Source organism: Gluconacetobacter tumulisoli, from assembly GCF_014174155.1.
Taxonomy (GTDB): Bacteria; Pseudomonadota; Alphaproteobacteria; order Acetobacterales; family Acetobacteraceae; genus Gluconacetobacter; species Gluconacetobacter tumulisoli.
The window spans coordinates 59,760-75,464 of the sequence record NZ_JABEQM010000008.1 but is presented as its reverse complement, the minus strand read 5'-3'; the positions used below and the strand labels follow the sequence as shown (position 1 = coordinate 75,464).

At 68.3% G+C, this 15,705-nt stretch carries 12 protein-coding genes; 6 read left to right on the top strand and 6 right to left on the bottom strand.

The window, feature by feature from the left end; translation table 11 throughout:
- Nucleotides 1-265: 265 nt before the first annotated feature.
- The 4 genes from HLH28_RS11125 to HLH28_RS11110 all read right to left on the bottom strand — a co-directional run bounded on the left by HLH28_RS11125 (nt 266) and on the right by HLH28_RS11110 (nt 4,391).
- A complete protein-coding gene (locus HLH28_RS11125; protein WP_182958990.1) occupies nt 266-1,582 on the bottom strand; it encodes an NtaA/DmoA family FMN-dependent monooxygenase in 1,317 nt (438 codons plus the stop codon).
- Nucleotides 1,583-1,625: 43 nt separating this feature from the next.
- Entirely contained in the window at nt 1,626-3,023 is a 1,398-nt protein-coding gene (locus HLH28_RS11120) for a purine-cytosine permease family protein (RefSeq protein ID WP_182958987.1), read from the bottom strand.
- A 43-nt stretch (nt 3,024-3,066) separates the two neighbouring features.
- Nucleotides 3,067-3,573, bottom strand: a complete 507-nt coding sequence (locus HLH28_RS11115) for a flavin reductase (protein ID WP_182958984.1) — start codon at nt 3,571-3,573, stop codon at nt 3,067-3,069.
- Between the two features lie 359 nt (nt 3,574-3,932).
- Nucleotides 3,933-4,391 (bottom strand): LytTR family DNA-binding domain-containing protein, encoded by a 459-nt coding sequence (locus HLH28_RS11110; RefSeq protein WP_182959254.1) that lies wholly within the window; start codon nt 4,389-4,391, stop codon nt 3,933-3,935.
- Between the two features lie 143 nt (nt 4,392-4,534).
- Here HLH28_RS11110 and HLH28_RS11105 point away from each other — a divergent pair, with 143 nt between their 5' ends.
- Nucleotides 4,535-4,903 carry an alpha/beta hydrolase gene (locus HLH28_RS11105; RefSeq protein WP_182958980.1) on the top strand — a complete coding sequence of 123 codons (369 nt, stop codon included), beginning with the start codon at nt 4,535-4,537 and terminating at the stop codon, nt 4,901-4,903.
- A 149-nt stretch (nt 4,904-5,052) separates the two neighbouring features.
- Here the strand turns inward: HLH28_RS11105 and ahpF are convergent, their stop codons facing one another.
- A complete protein-coding gene (gene ahpF, locus HLH28_RS11100; RefSeq protein WP_182958977.1) occupies nt 5,053-6,639 on the bottom strand; it encodes an alkyl hydroperoxide reductase subunit F in 1,587 nt (528 codons plus the stop codon).
- A gap of 144 nt (nt 6,640-6,783) precedes the next feature.
- A complete protein-coding gene (gene ahpC / locus HLH28_RS11095; RefSeq protein WP_182958975.1) occupies nt 6,784-7,347 on the bottom strand; it encodes an alkyl hydroperoxide reductase subunit C in 564 nt (187 codons plus the stop codon).
- 181 nt (nt 7,348-7,528) lie between these two features.
- On the opposite strand from ahpC, the gene HLH28_RS11090 reads away from it, so the two are divergent.
- The 5 genes from HLH28_RS11090 (at nt 7,529) to HLH28_RS11070 (ending at nt 15,696) form a co-directional block, all read left to right on the top strand.
- Nucleotides 7,529-8,467: a hydrogen peroxide-inducible genes activator gene (locus HLH28_RS11090; protein WP_182958972.1), complete on the top strand. Its 939-nt coding sequence runs from the start codon at nt 7,529-7,531 to the stop codon at nt 8,465-8,467.
- Nucleotides 8,464-9,510: a DMT family transporter gene (locus HLH28_RS11085; RefSeq protein ID WP_182958969.1), complete on the top strand. Its 1,047-nt coding sequence runs from the start codon at nt 8,464-8,466 to the stop codon at nt 9,508-9,510. The genes HLH28_RS11090 and HLH28_RS11085 overlap by 4 nt, the downstream gene beginning before the upstream one ends.
- 376 nt (nt 9,511-9,886) lie before the next feature.
- Nucleotides 9,887-13,051 carry an efflux RND transporter permease subunit gene (locus HLH28_RS11080; RefSeq protein WP_182958965.1) on the top strand — a complete coding sequence of 1,055 codons (3,165 nt, stop codon included), beginning with the start codon at nt 9,887-9,889 and terminating at the stop codon, nt 13,049-13,051.
- Nucleotides 13,044-14,216, top strand: coding sequence for an efflux RND transporter periplasmic adaptor subunit (locus HLH28_RS11075; protein ID WP_182958962.1), 1,173 nt, complete (start codon nt 13,044-13,046; stop codon nt 14,214-14,216). The genes HLH28_RS11080 and HLH28_RS11075 overlap by 8 nt, the downstream gene beginning before the upstream one ends.
- A gap of 103 nt (nt 14,217-14,319) precedes the next feature.
- Entirely contained in the window at nt 14,320-15,696 is a 1,377-nt protein-coding gene (locus HLH28_RS11070) for an efflux transporter outer membrane subunit (protein WP_338029717.1), read from the top strand.
- Nucleotides 15,697-15,705 lie beyond the last annotated feature (9 nt).

Here is a 15,705-nt window from a genome sequence, read left to right as displayed (position 1 = left end):
CCGCCTTCCATCTGCGTCGGGGGCCGTCATCCGTCGCGCGCCGCCTGCACCGCGGCACGAGAGGATGGCGGCCCGGGCCGTAGGGCGGCCGGGTTGCATCTGTGTTCCCTGCCTAACGCACTGGGATCGCGGGCGGTTGCCTCGGGACGCTGCCCTGAAACCCGCCAAAGGGCGTCGTCCTTTGGAAACCCGGTCGTTTTTTCATGCACGGGGTCCAGGGCCTGGAAGACCGGCCTTGAATTCGCCCTGGCGGGCGATCCGGGCGTCAGCGACCGGGGCGGGACCCCAGGTTGCCGCGCAGCGTGTCCGCCTCGTAGCGCGTGCGGAACAGGCCGCGCCGCTGCAATTCCGGCACGACGGCCCGGGCGAAGGTTTCGTGGCTGGTGGGGAACGTCACGGGCGTCAGCACGAAGCCGTCACAGCATCCGGCGGTGAACAGTTCCTCCAGCTTGTCGGCCACCGTGGTCGGGGACCCGACGATCTGGCTGGGCACCCGCTTGCGCGCCGCCGCGGCCACCGAGGCCGCGCCCTGCCTGCGCAATTCTTCCAGTTCCTCGATCGCGGCATGCATGCCCTGGGCGCCCGCGGCCTTCGAGGCGGCGCCTTCCGCCCCGCCGAGGCGCGTGATATCCACGCCGGCCGAGGCGGACGCGGCGGCGGCATTCAGTTCCTCGGCCGCCAGGGCATTGGCGAAATCGGCTTTTTCCTGCGCGATCGAATCGGTTTCGCCGACGACGCAGGTCACCTGCATGGCCACCGCGCAATCGCCCGGCCGGCGCCCATTGGCCACCATCTGCGATTTCAGCCGGTCATAGGCCGCGATCGCCTTTTCCGGGGCCGAACCGAAGGTGAAGACGATTTCGGCCCAGCGCGCGGCGAATTCCACCCCGCGCGGCGACGAACCCGCCTGCATAAGGACCGGATGGCCCTGCGCGCTCTGCGGAATCGTCAAAGGCCCGCGCGTCCGCACGTATTTCCCGGCATAGTCGGTGTAATGCACTTTCGACGGGTCGGCGAAATACCCGGCCTCCTTGTCCAGGACCCAGGAATCCCTGTCCCAGCTTCGCCACAGCTTCATGCACGCCTCGACCACCTCGTCGGCCTGGTCATAGCGCGCGTCCTTGTCCGGCAGGGCCTCCAGCCCGTAATTCCGCGCTTCGAGATCCGTGGCCGAGGTCACGATGTTCCAGGCCACCCGCCCCAGGCTGAACACGTCGAGCGACAGCAGCGTCCGCGCCAGATGATAGGCCGGCATCAGTGTCGTCGACAGGGTCGCGCCCAGGCCGATATGCCGCGTCGCCGCCGCCATGACCGGCAGGACCGTCATCGGGTCCAGATAGCTGATCTGCCCGCCATGGCGCACATACGCGTCGTATCCGCCGGCATGGATGTCGTACAGCCCCTGGAGATCGGCGAAGAAGCATCCGTCGAAACAGGCATCCTCCAGCGTGCGGGCGATGTTTTCGTACCGCGAGGGGGAAAGGATATCGCCCAGCGTCGCCTCCGGATGCCGCCAGCCGCTGGCATGCAGCGCCGTCGGCCCCGTCTTCAGATACGCGAACAGGTGCATCTTCCGTGTCATGTCCTTACTCCCTTCCGATTGCGGGCGTTCGAAATACGGGTCCTTATCCCCGAGATATCCGGGATCCGGATGTCCGGGACCCGGCCTCCGTGATTTCGATCGGCGTGCGTGCCGCCGCGCGCAGCAGCACATGGACGCCGATCGTGACGACGGGCGCCACCAGCCAGCCGATATCCATGCCCCCCAGCCGCCGGGCGATCGGGCCGGTATAGAACGACCCCGACAGGAACGGGATCTGCACGATGATCCCGGCGACATAGGCGCCGGACGCCGGCAGGTTGATCAGGCCGTAGATGCCGCCATCCGCCCGGAAGAAGGACGCGATGTCGTATTTTCCCCGCTTCAGGACGTAGAAATCGAAAATATTGATCGCCGCCCACGGGGACAGCACCATCAGCAGGCTGATCACGACCCGGATGAAGCGCGGCACGAAGCTGTCGGCCGACAGCATGGCGACCGCCAGGCATCCGCCCAGAACCAGCACCGACAGGACGACCCGGGCCGTCCGTCCCGGGCGCCACCGCGCCAGGACGGTCTGGATCATGGTGATGATGGACAGCACCGCGCCATAGATATTCAGCGCGTTGTGGCTGATGATGTTCAGGATGAACAGGACCATCAGCACGGTGCCGACGACGCCGGTTTCGGTCCCGGCGGCCTCCATCGGGTCCATGCCGGCGGGAACGTCCGCCACGACCAGCACGCCGAAGATGAACGAGGCCGCCGCCCCCGCCGCCGCCCCCAGGAAACTGGCCAGCAGCGGACCGCGAATTCCGACATCCGGCGGCAGGTAGCGCGAATAATCGGACGTGTAGCAGCAGAAGGAAATATGCCACACCGCCGCCAGCGAGAACATCGACAGCCAGCCGACCAGCGTCACGTCGTTCCGCCACCACACCACGGCCGGCATGCGGTGGATGATCATCAGGGCGGCGACGATCAGGGCCGCGCCCATGAACCAGATCCCGATCCGGTTGAGGACATGGATCACCCGGTAGCCCAGGATGCCGATCCCCGCCGCCGCCAGCGCCGCCCCCGCCGCGCCGGGCGACAGCCCGACCGCCGGGGCCATGGTGTGGATGGACCGGCTGGCCAGCACGATGTTGGAGGTAAAGAACCCCAGATAGAGCAGCATGGCGAACGTCACGACCAGCAGGGCGCCATAACGCCCGAACTGTCCCCGCCCCTGGATCATCTGCGCCAGGCCCATCTGCGGCCCCTGGGCCGAGCACGCCCCCAGCACCAGCGCCCCGACAAGATGTCCCGGGATGATCGCCGACACCGCCCACGGCACCGACAGGCCATAGACCTGGACCGCCATGGCGCCGGTCATGACGCCCAGCGGCGCGATGTTGGTGGTGAACCACAGGGTGAACAGGTCGCGCACCTGTCCATGGCGCCTGTCCAGGGGAACGAAACCGATGCTGTTCTCCTCGATCATCCGCTGCCCTGCTCCTGCGCCGCCTATCGGATGACCCGGACCGTCATCGCGCCCCGGCCAGGCTCGGGCGGGTTTCCCCCACGGGATGATACCCGCGCCGGAAATAGATCAGCCCCCTCCCGTCCGGCCGGATCGCGACATCCTGCACCGCGCAGAGCAGGACGGTATGGGTGCCGACTTCCGACGTGCTGGTGATGCGGCAGTCGAAGATGGCGATGGCGTCCTCCAGCGCGGGGACCCCGCTCTCCAGCAATCGCCAGCGCGCACCGTCGAAGCGGCTGTCGGTGTCGATGCGGCTGGCAAAACGCCCCGACAGCTCCTGATGCGCGGCGTCGAGCACATTGACGCACAGCACGCCGTTTTCCAGGAACGCCGCGTGGGACCGGCTGCCGCGGTTGATGCAGACCAGAAGGGTCGCCGGGCTGTCGGTGACGGAACAGACGGCGGAAACGGTCACGCCCGCGCGGCCGGCCTTGCCGTCGGTCGTGACGATGCTGACGGCGGCGCCGAGATGGGCCATGGCCTCGCGGAACCGGGAACTGTCAGCCATACGCGTTCTCCTCGGGTGATGAATGCCAGGCGCGCGGTTCCCGTTTCGGCGGCCCGCAACCCTATTCGTGTATACCCTACGATACGGGCCTCAGGCGTCGCCCGCCGGTCGCGCCACCAGGCCCGCCGCTCCCATGCGGGTCGAACCGTTCCGATCCAGATAACATAACGATTTCATGTCTGTAGTAATCCAGTACGTCACGAGTCTGCCATTCCCGTCAGGGACCGTCGTCGGGACGCAGGCGAATTTCGGCCCTCATGCGACGTTACCACCTCGTTTCATTTAATGATGTATACGCCATTTATTCCCCTCGCAAGGTTTTTCTGTGACGATAGCGTCACGGGTTTGGGGGCGCCGTGTCAGTCCTGGCCCGGCAGGAAACCCGCGGCTTTCACGGCCGCGACCCGTGCCCTGGAGACAGGTGCCTCCAGGCCGTTCGACAGGCGCAGGCGAACGTTGCGCCCATCCCTGACGATGCCGGTCACGGCGTCCCGCGCAACCCACCAGGATCGATGGGTCTGCAGGCCGGCCGTCGGCGGGAATTCAACGATCGCCTGGCGCAGCGGGATGAAAATGAGCGTCGAGCCCTTCGCGGTGTGCGCCCTGACGTAATGATCTTCCATCTGCAGCGCGACGAGCGTGCGACCCAGCGCGGGCGGCAGGCGGCGCAGGAAGCCGGCATCCGGCGCGGCCGATACCTCGGGCGCGGCGGGGGCCGCGCCGTCTGGCGCCCCGGCCGGCCGCGGCCCGCGCCGCATGCCCCGGCCGAACAGGGTGCACAGCGCCATTGGCGTGGAGATCAGCAGCGTCTGGGGCATACCAGGCAAGGGGGCCGATCCGGGAGATCGGTCCGCATTGCCGCGATCATCCCGGCTTCTTCGTCTGCCAGCTTGTCCAGGCGCACACCCGGGGCGGGCCAAGGCAGGTCGAGCCAGGGCGGGGCGGGCCAGGGCTCACCGACATGGCTGCGGCCTTTCCGCGCAACCGTCATCTCCGCGCGATCGTGGTCGCGGCGCCCGCACTCGGCTTTGCCTTCGACCGTGCACGCCTGCGGCAGGTCACCCTTCCTGTGCAGCTCTGGCAGGCCGACGACGACAGCATCCTGCCGCCGGCCTATTATGCGCAACGGGTGCGTGCCGCCCTGCCGCACGCACCCGATTTCCACCCTGTGCCCCACGCTGGCCATTTCGATTTCCTGGCACCCTGTTCGCCCCTGCTGGCCCACGCGGTTCCCGCCATCTGCACCAGCGCACCGGGCTTTGACCGGGCCGCGTTTCATCAGCGGATGAATGCTGATCTGGTCAGGTTTTTCCAGGCGACGCTGGGATGATCTTCCAGGCGGGCCATGGTCGGGCGTTGCCCCCTCAGGGCTTGAGGCCCCGGCCCGATCGATGGATAAAACGACCGGGTTTCCAAAGGGCAATGCGAACTTTTGGCGGGTTGCAGGGCAACGTCCCGCGCCGTCCTGACCGGCAAGGATCAGGCGGCGCTGCGCTCCGTCTCCGCATCGCCCGCCGGCAGGCGGATCAGGAAGTCGAAGGCGGACAAGGCGGCCTTCGCCCCGTCGCCGGCCGCGATGACGATCTGCTTGTAGGGCGAAATCGTTGCGTCTCCCGCCGCGAAGATGCCGGCGACCGGTGTGGCGCCCCGGTGGTCGGTCTCGATCTCGCCGCGCGGGGTCAGCGGTACCGCCGCGTCCAGCCATTCCGTGTTGGGCACCAGGCCGATCTGCACGAAAATACCCGCCAGTTCGATCTGGTGCGTGCCGTCGTCGCGCCGGTCGCGATAGGTCAGGCCGGTCACGTGGCGTCCGTTGCCGTGGACCGCGACGGTCTGGGCCATCGTAATGATCGTCACGTTCGCCAGGCTGCGCAGCTTGCGTTGCAGCACGGCGTCGGCCCGCAGGGCCTCGCCATATTCCAGCAGGGTGACGTGCGTCACCAGGCCCGCCAGGTCGATCGCCGCCTCGACGCCGCTGTTGCCGCCGCCGACGACCGCCACGCGCTTGCCCTTGAACAGCGGCCCGTCGCAATGCGGGCAGTAGGCGACGCCCTTGTTGCGGTATTCGGCCTCGCCTGGCACGTCCATCTGCCGCCAGCGCGCGCCGGGCGCCAGCACGACCGATTTCGCCTGGACGGTGACGCCGCTTTCCAGCGTGACCGCGTGCAGGCCCCCGGGGACGGCGGGGGCCAGGTGCGCGACCCGCTGCTGCGTCATGATCTCGACGTCATAGGCGCGCACATGCTGTTCCAGCGCCGCCGCCAGCTTCGGCCCCTCGGTTTCCGCGACGGAAATGAAATTCTCGATCGCCATCGTGTCGCGCACCTGCCCGCCGAACCGTTCGGCGATCAGGCCGGTCCGCACCCCCTTGCGCGCGGTATAGACCGCCGCCGCCGCGCCGGCGGGGCCGCCGCCGACCACCAGGACGTCGAACGGGTCCTGCCCGGCGATGCGCGCCGCCGACCGGGCGGCCGCGCCCTTGTCGATCCGCGACAGGATCTCGCCCACGTCCATGCGGCCCTGGGCGAACGCCGCCCCGTTCAGGAACATCGACGGTACCGACAGGATCTGGCGCTGCTCAACCTCGTCCTGGAACAGCGCGCCGTCGATCGCCACGTGGCGGATGCGCGGGTTGATGACGCTGATGGCATTCAGCACCTGCACGACCTCCGGGCAATTCTGGCAGGACAGCGAAAAATAGGTCTCGAAGCGATAATCGCCGTCCAGTGCGCGGATCTGCGCGACGACGTCGGGCGCGATCTTCGGCGGATGCCCGCCCACCTGCATCACCGCCAGGATCAGCGAGGTGAATTCATGCCCCATGGGCACGCCGGCAAAGCACAGTTCGATGTCCGTGCCCGGCCGGCGGACCAGGAAGGACGGCCGGCGCGGATCCTCCCCGCCCGGCCGGACCGTGATCCGGTCCGACAGGCCTGCCAGATCCTGCAGCAGCTCGGACAGCGCTGCCGATTGCGCGTCGTCCCCCAGGGACGGGACCAGTTCGACCGGATGGGACAGGCTGGAAAAATGGGTCCGCAACTGGGCCCGGATCGAATCGTCCAGCATGGAAAAAAGGCCTTTCCTGTCAGGAAGGGATCGCAAGGCCGGGCGCCGCCCGAACCCGGAAGGGGCCTCGGCCCTTGCATCCCGTTCGATGAGTGAAGTCTGGGATTTTCGAAGGGCGAAGCCCTTGCCTTGCGTTCAGAGCGTTCAGATCTTGCCGATCAGGTCCAGCGACGGCGACAGGGTGGTCTCGCCCTCTTTCCACTTGGCCGGGCAGACCTCGCCCGGATGGCTGGCGACATATTGCGCGGCCTTGATCTTGCGCAGCAGTTCCTGCGCGTCGCGGCCGACGCCGCCGGCGGTGATCTCGACGATCTGGATGCGTCCCTGGGGATCGACGACGAAGGTGCCGCGGTCGGCCAGGCCTTCCTCTTCCACCATGACGTCGAAATTGCGGGTGATGGTGCCCGTGGGATCGCCCAGCATCGTATAGCGGATCTTGCCGATCGCCGGCGACGTGTCATGCCACGCCTTGTGCGCGAAATGGGTGTCGGTCGATACGCTGTAGATCTCGACACCCAGCTTCTGGAACATGTCGTAATGATCGGCCAGATCCTCCAGCTCCGTCGGGCAGACGAAGGTAAAATCGGCCGGATAGAAGAAGAAGACCGCCCATTTGCCCGCCACGTCGGCGTCCGTCACGCGGATGAATTTTCCGTCGCGATAGGCATGGGTGTCGAACGGCTTGATGGTCGCGTTGATGCGGGACATATCGCTCTCCTGTTGGATGGTGCCGGATTGAATGGCGCCGGACCGATGTCCCACATCCCCCATGACAGGTGAAATCGTTTGTAACTGTGTCTGTGATCGGTATTACCGTTCACGTTCCGGGCCGCACAGATAGGTTCCACCTATATTGCATGGGCAATCCAGCGGTCCTATCTATCACTCCATGACCTATCTTCCGCTGGCCGGCCTGTCCCTTCGCGATATCGAATATGCGGTCGCGGTCGCCGATTTGCGGAATTTCGGCCGCGCGGCGGAACGGTGCGGCGTCAGCCAGGCCGGCCTGTCGGAACAGGTCCGCAAGCTGGAGGACCTGCTGGGCGTCGCCCTGTTCGAACGGACGCGCCGGCAGGTGTCCGTGACACCGGAAGGGGAACGGCTGCTGGCCCAGGGGCGCGACATCCTGGCCGCCGCCCGGACGATGCTGGAAATGGCGCGGCAGCATACCGGCCCGCTGTCCGGGATCCTGCGGCTGGGCATCATCGCGACGCTCGGCCCCTATTATATCCCGGCCCTGCTGCAGCAGATCCGCACCGCCTATCCGGACCTGAAGCTGCGGCTGGAGGAAAGCCTGACGGCGACGATGCTGCGCATGCTGCGGGCGAACGAACTGGACGTGGCGATCGTCGCCCTGCCGCTGGACGAGGCCGGCCTGACCGCCGAACCGGTGTTCCGCGAACCCTTCATGGCGGTCTTCCCGACCGGCCACGCCCACGGGTGCCGGCCGGGGATCACGGAACCGGACCTGGCCGGCCCCGACCTGCTGCTGCTGGAAGAGGGGCACTGCCTGCGCGACCAGGCGCTCTCGCTGTGCAGCAGCACGGCCGCGACGGCGCATGACGGACGGCTGGCGACCAGCCTGGAGATGCTGTGGCACATGATCGGCGCGGGCGAGGGCTATTCCCTGATCCCCCTCCTGGCGTTGCAGAACCGCGCCGACCTGAACGGCCTGATCGAGATCGTGCCCATGCTGGACGACCAGGCCGCGCGGACGATCGGCCTGGTCTGGCGCGCGTCCGATCCGCGCGCCGACGCCTATCGCGAATTCGCCGGCCTGCTGCGGAAATTCACCCCCCAGGGCTGCACGCCCGTGCCCGGGCCATGACACGGGTCGGCATTCCGCTGGCGCTGCTCTCGGCGGTGCTGTTCGGTGCCAGCACGCCGTTGGCCAAGATGCTGCTGGGGTCCATCGACCCGTTGATGATGGCGGGGCTGCTCTATCTGGGATCGGGGGTCGGGCTGGCGGCGGTCGCGCTCGGCCGGTCCGCCCTCGGCACCCCGGCGGCGGAGGCCCCGCTCCGGCGGGCGGACCTGCCGCGGCTTGGGCTGGTCATCCTTGCGGGCGGCGTCGGCGGTCCGGTCCTGCTGATGCTCGGCCTGGCGCGCACGGACGCCGCCAGCGCGTCGCTGCTGCTGAACCTCGAAGGGCTGGCGACGATGGGCATCGCCTGGCTGGCATGTCATGAAAATGTCGATCGGCGGCTGCTGGCCGGGGCGTGCGCCATCCTGGCCGGCGCCCTGCTGCTGTCCTGGCAGGGGCATGCGGCATTCGGCGCGGGCGCGCTGTTCGTCGCCGGCGCCTGCCTGTGCTGGGGAATCGACAATAACCTGACCGGCCGGCTCTCGGCGGCCGATCCCGTGCAGATCGCGATGATCAAGGGCCTGTGCGCCGGGGACATCACCTTGGGGCTCGCCGGTCTCCGTGGGGTGCCGGCGCCGTCCGCCGGCGGCATTCTCTCGGCCGCCGGTGTCGGTTTCGTGGGGTATGGCATCAGCCTGACCCTGTTCGTGCTGGGTCTGCGGCACCTGGGTGCGGCGCGGACCGGCGCCTATTTCGCGCTGGCCCCCTTCGTGGGGGCGGTCCTGTCGGTCGTGCTGCTGCATGATCCGCTGACGCTCCGGCTGCTGGCCGCGGGCGGGCTGATGGGGATCGGCCTGTGGCTGCACCTGTCGGAACGGCATGACCATGTGCATGTGCATGAACCGATGGAACACGAGCATCGGCACAGCCACGACGCGCACCACCAGCATGCCCACAGCGCCGACGATCCGCCGGGCGAGCCCCATACCCACCGGCACCGGCACGACCGCCTGGTCCACCGGCATCCGCATTACCCGGACCTGCATCACCGGCATCCCCACGGATAGGCCCGGCGTTCGTCGGGCCGGGTGCAGGCTGCCCTGGCCTGGCATTCCTTCCCCGCAGGCGGCGTGAATGCCGTCCTCGTCCTGTCCTCGCCCCGTGTCCCCGGCGGAACGACGGCCGGCCCAAAGGTCCTGCCGCCCTCACCGGGAACGGCAGGGTGGGAAACTCCCCCCGCCCCGTCCCGTTTCTCCAAGCGATTCAGCTTACCCCTGCACTGACGATCATACCGGCCCACCGCGTGGTCAGCTCACCGACACCGTTCCCGGTGCCGTTCCCCGCCCGGCGTCCCCGATGACGCCGGGCGAGGGGCGGCGCCCGTGATCGCGTGGCGGGAATGGAGGCGTTATCCATGGTGACAGTTGCGACGGCTGCACATCCATGAACGCGATCGTTCGCCTCGCGCTGGCCCGTCCCTATACGTTCATCGTGATGGCGATCCTGATCGCCATGGCCGGGGTGCTCTCGGCGCTCCGGACGCCGACGGATATCTTCCCGAACATTCGCATTCCCGTGATCGCCGTGGCCTGGACCTATACCAGCCTGTCGCCGGAAGAGATGTCCGGACGGATCGCGCTTCCGTTCCAGCGCGCGCTCACGACCACCGTGAACGATATCGAACATATCGAAAGCCAGTCGCTCACGGGCATCGGCGTGATCAAGGTCTTCTTCCAGCCGGGCACCGATGTCCGGATGGCCAACGCGCAGGTCACGGCCATCGCGCAGACCATCCTGCGCCAGCTTCCCATCGGAACGACCCCGCCGCTGATCCTGAACTACAGCGCCTCGACGGTGCCGATCGTCCAGCTGGCCCTGTCGGGAAAGGGGCTGACCGAACAGCAGCTCTATGACTACGGCTTCAATTTCGTCCGCAACCGGCTGGTGACGGTTCCCGGGGCCGCGATCCCCTTCCCCTACGGCGGCCGGGTGCGGCAGATCCAGATGGACCTCGACCCCAGGCAGCTCCAGTCGCGCGGGGTATCGGCCCAGGACGTGGGCAGCGCCCTGTCCAGCCAGACCCAGATCACCCCGGCCGGCTTCGTGAAGATCGGCATGTACCAGTATAATTTCCGGTTGAACAACGCGCCGGTTTCGGTCGACCAGCTCAACATGCTGCCTGTCCGGACGGTGAACGGCGCCGTGGTCCGCATTCGCGACGTGGCCCATGTGCGCGACGGCGCGATGCCGCAGCAGAACGTCGTCCATGTCGATGGCCAGCGCTCGGCCCTGCTGACGGTCCTGAAATCCGGTGAGACGTCCACCATCGCGATCGTCGCGGGGATCAAGGCGATGGTGCCCGACGCGACGCGGGGCCTGCCCAGGCAGCTTCAGCTCACGCCCGTCAACGACCAGTCGCTCTTCGTGAAGGCGGCCGTGAACGGGGTGCTGCGGGAAGGGGCGATCGCGGCCGGCCTGACCAGCCTCATGATCCTGCTGTTTCTGGGGTCCTGGCGTTCCACGCTGATCGTGTCGACATCCATTCCGCTCTCGGTCATGGGCGCGATCGCCGCCCTGTCGGTGCTGGGCCAGACGCTGAACGTCATGACGTTGGGCGGGCTTGCGCTGGCCGTCGGGATCCTGGTGGACGAGGCGACGGTCACGATCGAGAATATCGAGCGCCATCTGGAAATGGGCCAGGACGTCCATGCCGCGATCGTCGACGGATCGGGCGAGATCATCGTGCCCGCCTTTCTCTCGCTCCTGTGCATCTGCATCGTGTTCATCCCGATGTTCTACCTGCCGGGCGTGTCGGGCTTCCTGTTCGTGCCGATGGCGCTGGCCGTGATGTTCGCGATGGTGATGTCCTTCATCCTGTCGCGCACGCTGGTCCCGACGATGGCGATGTACCTGCTGCGGCCGCACGAGCAGGATGGCGCGCGGCCGGGGGGCGTCGTCACGGGGCTCCTGCAAGGCTTCGAACGGCGTTTCGAGGCGCTGCGGACGCGTTACGGCGCCCTGCTGGAGGTCATACTGGACCGTCGCGCCCGCTTCGCGTTCGGTTTCCTGGGCTTCGCCTGCCTCAGCCTGGGCCTGCTGCCCTTCCTCGGGCGGAATTTCTTCCCGCAGGTGGATGCCGGGGCGATGACACTGCATGTGCGCGGGCCGGTGGGCATGCGGATCGAGGAGACGTCGGCCTTGTTCCAGCGGATCGAAAAGCAGATCCGCCAGCGGATTCCGGCCGGCGAGCTCGCCTCGATCGCCGACAACATCGGCCTGCCGACCAGCGCCATCAACACGGCCTATAATGCCTCCGGCACCATCGGGCCGCAGGATGGCGACATCCTGGTCGCGCTGAAGGAAAACCACCACCCCACCGCGCGCTACATCCATGCGCTCCGCACCGCGCTGCCCAGGCTGTTCCCCGAGGCGACCTTTGCCTTTCTCCCGTCGGACATCACCAGCCAGATCCTCAATTTCGGCGCGCCGGCCCCGATCGACATCCAGGTCACCGGCCCGCGCCCGGACGAGACCCGGCAGTTCGCCGAACGGATCGCGCGCGCGATCCGCGGGATCGACGGCCTGGTCGACGCCCGCATCCAGCAGCCGGGTCATTACCCCGAACTCCGCTTCGACGCGGACCGGACCCGCATCAACCAGTTTGGCCTGACGGAAGGCGACGTCACCAACAGCATCGCGACCGCCATCGCAGGCACGTCGCAGACCGCCCCCCTCTACTGGCTGAACGCGCAGAGCATGGTCACCTACCCGATTTCGGTGCAGATGCCGGAATACCGGATCGGCGCGCTGTCCGACGTCATCGGCCTGCCGGTGACCGGCGCGTCGACGCGGCAGCTTCAGGTGCTGGGCGCGCTCGGCACGATCACGCGCGGGACGACCTCGCCGGTCGAGGCGCAGTACAACATCCGCCCGCTGATCGACGTCTTTGCCGGGGCCGACGGGCGCGATCTCGGGGCGGTCGCGGGCGACGTGGAACATGCCCTGCGGGGGCTGGAGCACGAACGGCCGGAAACGGTCACCGTCACGCTGCGCGGCCAGTACCAGGCCATGACGACCGCCTTCACCGGCATGGGGTTCGGCCTGCTGGGCGCGATCGTGCTGATCTATCTCCTGATCGTCGTCAATTTCCAGAGCTGGACCGACCCCTGCATCATCATCCTCGCCCTGCCGGCGGCGCTGGCCGGGATCTGCTGGATGCTGTTCGCGACCGGGACCCCGCTCTCGGTTCCCGCCCTGACGGGGGCGATCATGTGCATGGGCGTCGCCACGGCGAACTCGATCCTCGTCATCAGCTTCTGCCGCGAACAGCTCGCCGAGCACGGCGACGCGGTCCAGGCGGCGCTGGCCGCGGGCAGCACCCGGTTGCGACCGGTGCTCATGACGGCGCTGGCTATGGTCATCGGCATGCTGCCCATGGCGCTGGGTTTCGGGGAAGGCGGCGAACAGAACGCGCCGCTGGGGCGCGCCGTCATCGGCGGGCTGATATTCGCGACCTGCGCCTCGCTGTTCTTCGTGCCGACCCTGTTTGCGATCATCTACGACCGGCGCGCGCGCCGCGCCGCGCGCGGAGCCCCCGCCCATGCCTGATCCCGATCCATCGCCGCCCGCCGGGCGCAAGCCAAGGCTGGGGCGGATCATCATTGTTGCGACGATCCTGTTCGCGATCGTTCTCGTGGCGGGAACGATCGCGCGCGTTCATTCCCGCCGCCGGCTTCATGCCCAGAACGTCGCGGCCGCGATTCCGACGGTGACCGTCGTGCATCCGGGCGGCAACGCGGTCGATACCCTGGTCCTGCCGGGCGTGCTCCAGGCATGGTACAGCGCGCCCGTCTACGCGCGCACCAGCGGGTACCTGCGGCGCTGGTACGTCGATATCGGGCAGAAGGTACAGGATGGCCAGATACTCGCGGAAATCGACACGCCCGATGTCGACCTGCAGCTGGCCGCGGCGCGGGCGGCGCTGGGCACGCGGACGGCGCAACGCGACCTGGCGGGGATCACCTCCCGCCGCTGGAACCGACTCAATGCGCAGAATGCCGTGTCGCAGCAGGAAACGGACGAACGCCGGGGCAATCTCGCGGCCAGCGAGGCGACGCGCCACGAGGCGGCGGCGGAGGTCGAACGGCTGGAGACCCTCTCGGGCTTCAAGCGTATCGTCGCCCCTTTTTCGGGCGTCGTGACCAGCCGCGCGACGGATATCGGCGCGCTGATCGTCGCCGGCACGTCGACGACCCAGCCGCTGTTCACCGTGTCCGATGTGACGCGGCTGCGCCTCTACGTCCGGGTGCCGCAGGCCTATGCCGCGCGGATGCGTGACGGCCTGCGCGTGCATTTCACGGTCCCCGACTACCAGGGGCGGACGTTCGAGGCCCGTCTGTTCCGCTCGGCGGATGCCGTCGATTCCCCGTCGGGATCCATGCTGGTGCAACTGGTCTATGACAATGCGGAGGGCCTGCTGAAACCCGGCGCCTACGCGCAGATCGCCTTTACGTTCGACGGGCATGGCGCGGCGGCGGGGCCGACCGTGCGCATTCCCGCCAGCAGCCTGCTGTTCCGCAAGGACGGCACGACCGTGGCGCTGGTGGAGGGCGACAGGCATGTCCGGATCCAGCCCGTTTCGATCGTGACCGATTTCGGCACGGAACTGGAGGTCACGGGCCTGACGCCGCAAAGCGTGGTCATCGACACGCCGATGGACGACATCCGCGACGGCGACGAGGTCCAGCCGCAGGAAAGCAGGCATGCCTCCTAGGGGCTGTCCGCCAACGCGCGCGGGCGGCGATCCGGCGCGCGTGTCCCGCCCCTCGCGCCGTTCTCATGCAGGGGCCCGCGTTCGCAAACGGCCCCAGGGGCTTGTGGCGCTTCTGCTCTGCCTGCTGTCCGGCTGCGACCTGGCGCCCGCCTACAGGAAACCGGCGACGCCCGACATCCCGGCCAGCTTCAAGGAAACCGGGCCCTGGACGCCGGCCCGGCCCATGGACGCGGGACAGCGCGCGTGGTGGTCGGTCATGGGCGATGCCGGCCTGAACGGGCTGGAGGACCGGGTCGCGCAGGGCAGCCCGCAGCTGGCGGCCGCCGTCGCGCGATACGACCAGGCCCGCGCCCTGGTCAGGCGCGCGCGGGCGGAATTCTTCCCCGAAATCGATGCGACGGCCAGCGTGCAGCGGGAACGGACCCTGTTCACCCGGGGCGGCACCTATTTCAATTATCGGGAATATGCAGCCGGCGGCGTCGTTTCGTGGGAGCCCGATATCTGGGGCCGCATCCGCAACCTCGTCGCGGCGGCCCGGGCCGACGCGCAGGCCAGCGCGGCCGATCTCGCCGCGGTACGGCTCAGCCTGGAGGCGGAGCTGGGCGACGATTATTTCCAGTTGCGGGGCCTGGACGCCCGGATCAGCCTGCTGCGCCAGACCGTCACGGCCTATGCGGCGGCCCTGGACCTGACGACGAAGCGCTTCACCGGGGGGGCGGCAAGCGAACTGGACGTGGGACGCGCGCAGACCCAGCTGGCCGCGACCCAGTCCCTGCTGGACCAGCAGGTCGGGGACCGGGCGGTGACCGAGCACGCGATCGCCGTCCTGATCGGCGCGCAGCCCTCCGGCTTCTCGATCGCACCGGTGGACGACCTTGCCGCGCCGCCGGTCATTCCGGTCACGACGCCCTCCCGCCTTCTGGAGCGCAGGCCGGATGTCGCGGCGGCCGAACGGCACATGGCGGCGGCAAACGCGCGGATCGGCGTCGCGCGGGCGGCCTTTTTCCCGAATATCACGCTGGGTGCGACCGGTGGCTCGGACACCATGACCAGCGCCCTGTTCTCGGCCGGCACGGGCGTATGGGCCCTGGGGCCGGCCATGGCCACGCTGGCCGTCTTCGACGGCGGACGACGGTTCGCCGACCTGGCGCAGGTGCATGCCGAATATGCCGAGGCCGCCGCGCAGTACCGGCAGGTCGCGCTCGACGCGTTTCGCGAGGTCGAGGATCGGCTGGCCCTGCTGAATCATCTGGCGGACGCGTCCGCCCGGCAGGGGGAAGCCGTGTCGGCGGCCGCGCGCACCAACCGGCTGGCCACCATCCAGTATCGCGAGGGCGCGGTCGACTATCTCCAGGTGGTCATCGCCCAGACTGCCGAACTGCAGGCCCGCGAGGACATGATCACGATAAACACCCGCCGCCTCGTGACCGGGATCGACCTGGTGCGCGCCATGGGCGGAGGGTGGAAGGACCATGCCTGAAACGGCCGG

What these genes read in the sequence shown, in the direction of transcription:
- HLH28_RS11125 (WP_182958990.1), bottom strand. Translation starts at nt 1,582, where the DNA reads ATGACACGGAAGATGCACCTGTTCGCGTATCTGAAGACGGGGCCGACG.
- HLH28_RS11120 (WP_182958987.1), bottom strand. Translation starts at nt 3,023, where the DNA reads ATGATCGAGGAGAACAGCATCGGTTTCGTTCCCCTGGACAGGCGCCAT.
- HLH28_RS11115 (WP_182958984.1), bottom strand. Translation starts at nt 3,573, where the DNA reads ATGGCTGACAGTTCCCGGTTCCGCGAGGCCATGGCCCATCTCGGCGCC.
- HLH28_RS11110 (WP_182959254.1), bottom strand. Translation starts at nt 4,391, where the DNA reads ATGCCCCAGACGCTGCTGATCTCCACGCCAATGGCGCTGTGCACCCTG.
- HLH28_RS11105 (WP_182958980.1), top strand. Translation starts at nt 4,535, where the DNA reads ATGGCTGCGGCCTTTCCGCGCAACCGTCATCTCCGCGCGATCGTGGTC.
- ahpF (WP_182958977.1), bottom strand. Translation starts at nt 6,639, where the DNA reads ATGCTGGACGATTCGATCCGGGCCCAGTTGCGGACCCATTTTTCCAGC.
- ahpC (WP_182958975.1), bottom strand. Translation starts at nt 7,347, where the DNA reads ATGTCCCGCATCAACGCGACCATCAAGCCGTTCGACACCCATGCCTAT.
- HLH28_RS11090 (WP_182958972.1), top strand. Translation starts at nt 7,529, where the DNA reads ATGACCTATCTTCCGCTGGCCGGCCTGTCCCTTCGCGATATCGAATAT.
- HLH28_RS11085 (WP_182958969.1), top strand. Translation starts at nt 8,464, where the DNA reads ATGACACGGGTCGGCATTCCGCTGGCGCTGCTCTCGGCGGTGCTGTTC.
- HLH28_RS11080 (WP_182958965.1), top strand. Translation starts at nt 9,887, where the DNA reads ATGAACGCGATCGTTCGCCTCGCGCTGGCCCGTCCCTATACGTTCATC.
- HLH28_RS11075 (WP_182958962.1), top strand. Translation starts at nt 13,044, where the DNA reads ATGCCTGATCCCGATCCATCGCCGCCCGCCGGGCGCAAGCCAAGGCTG.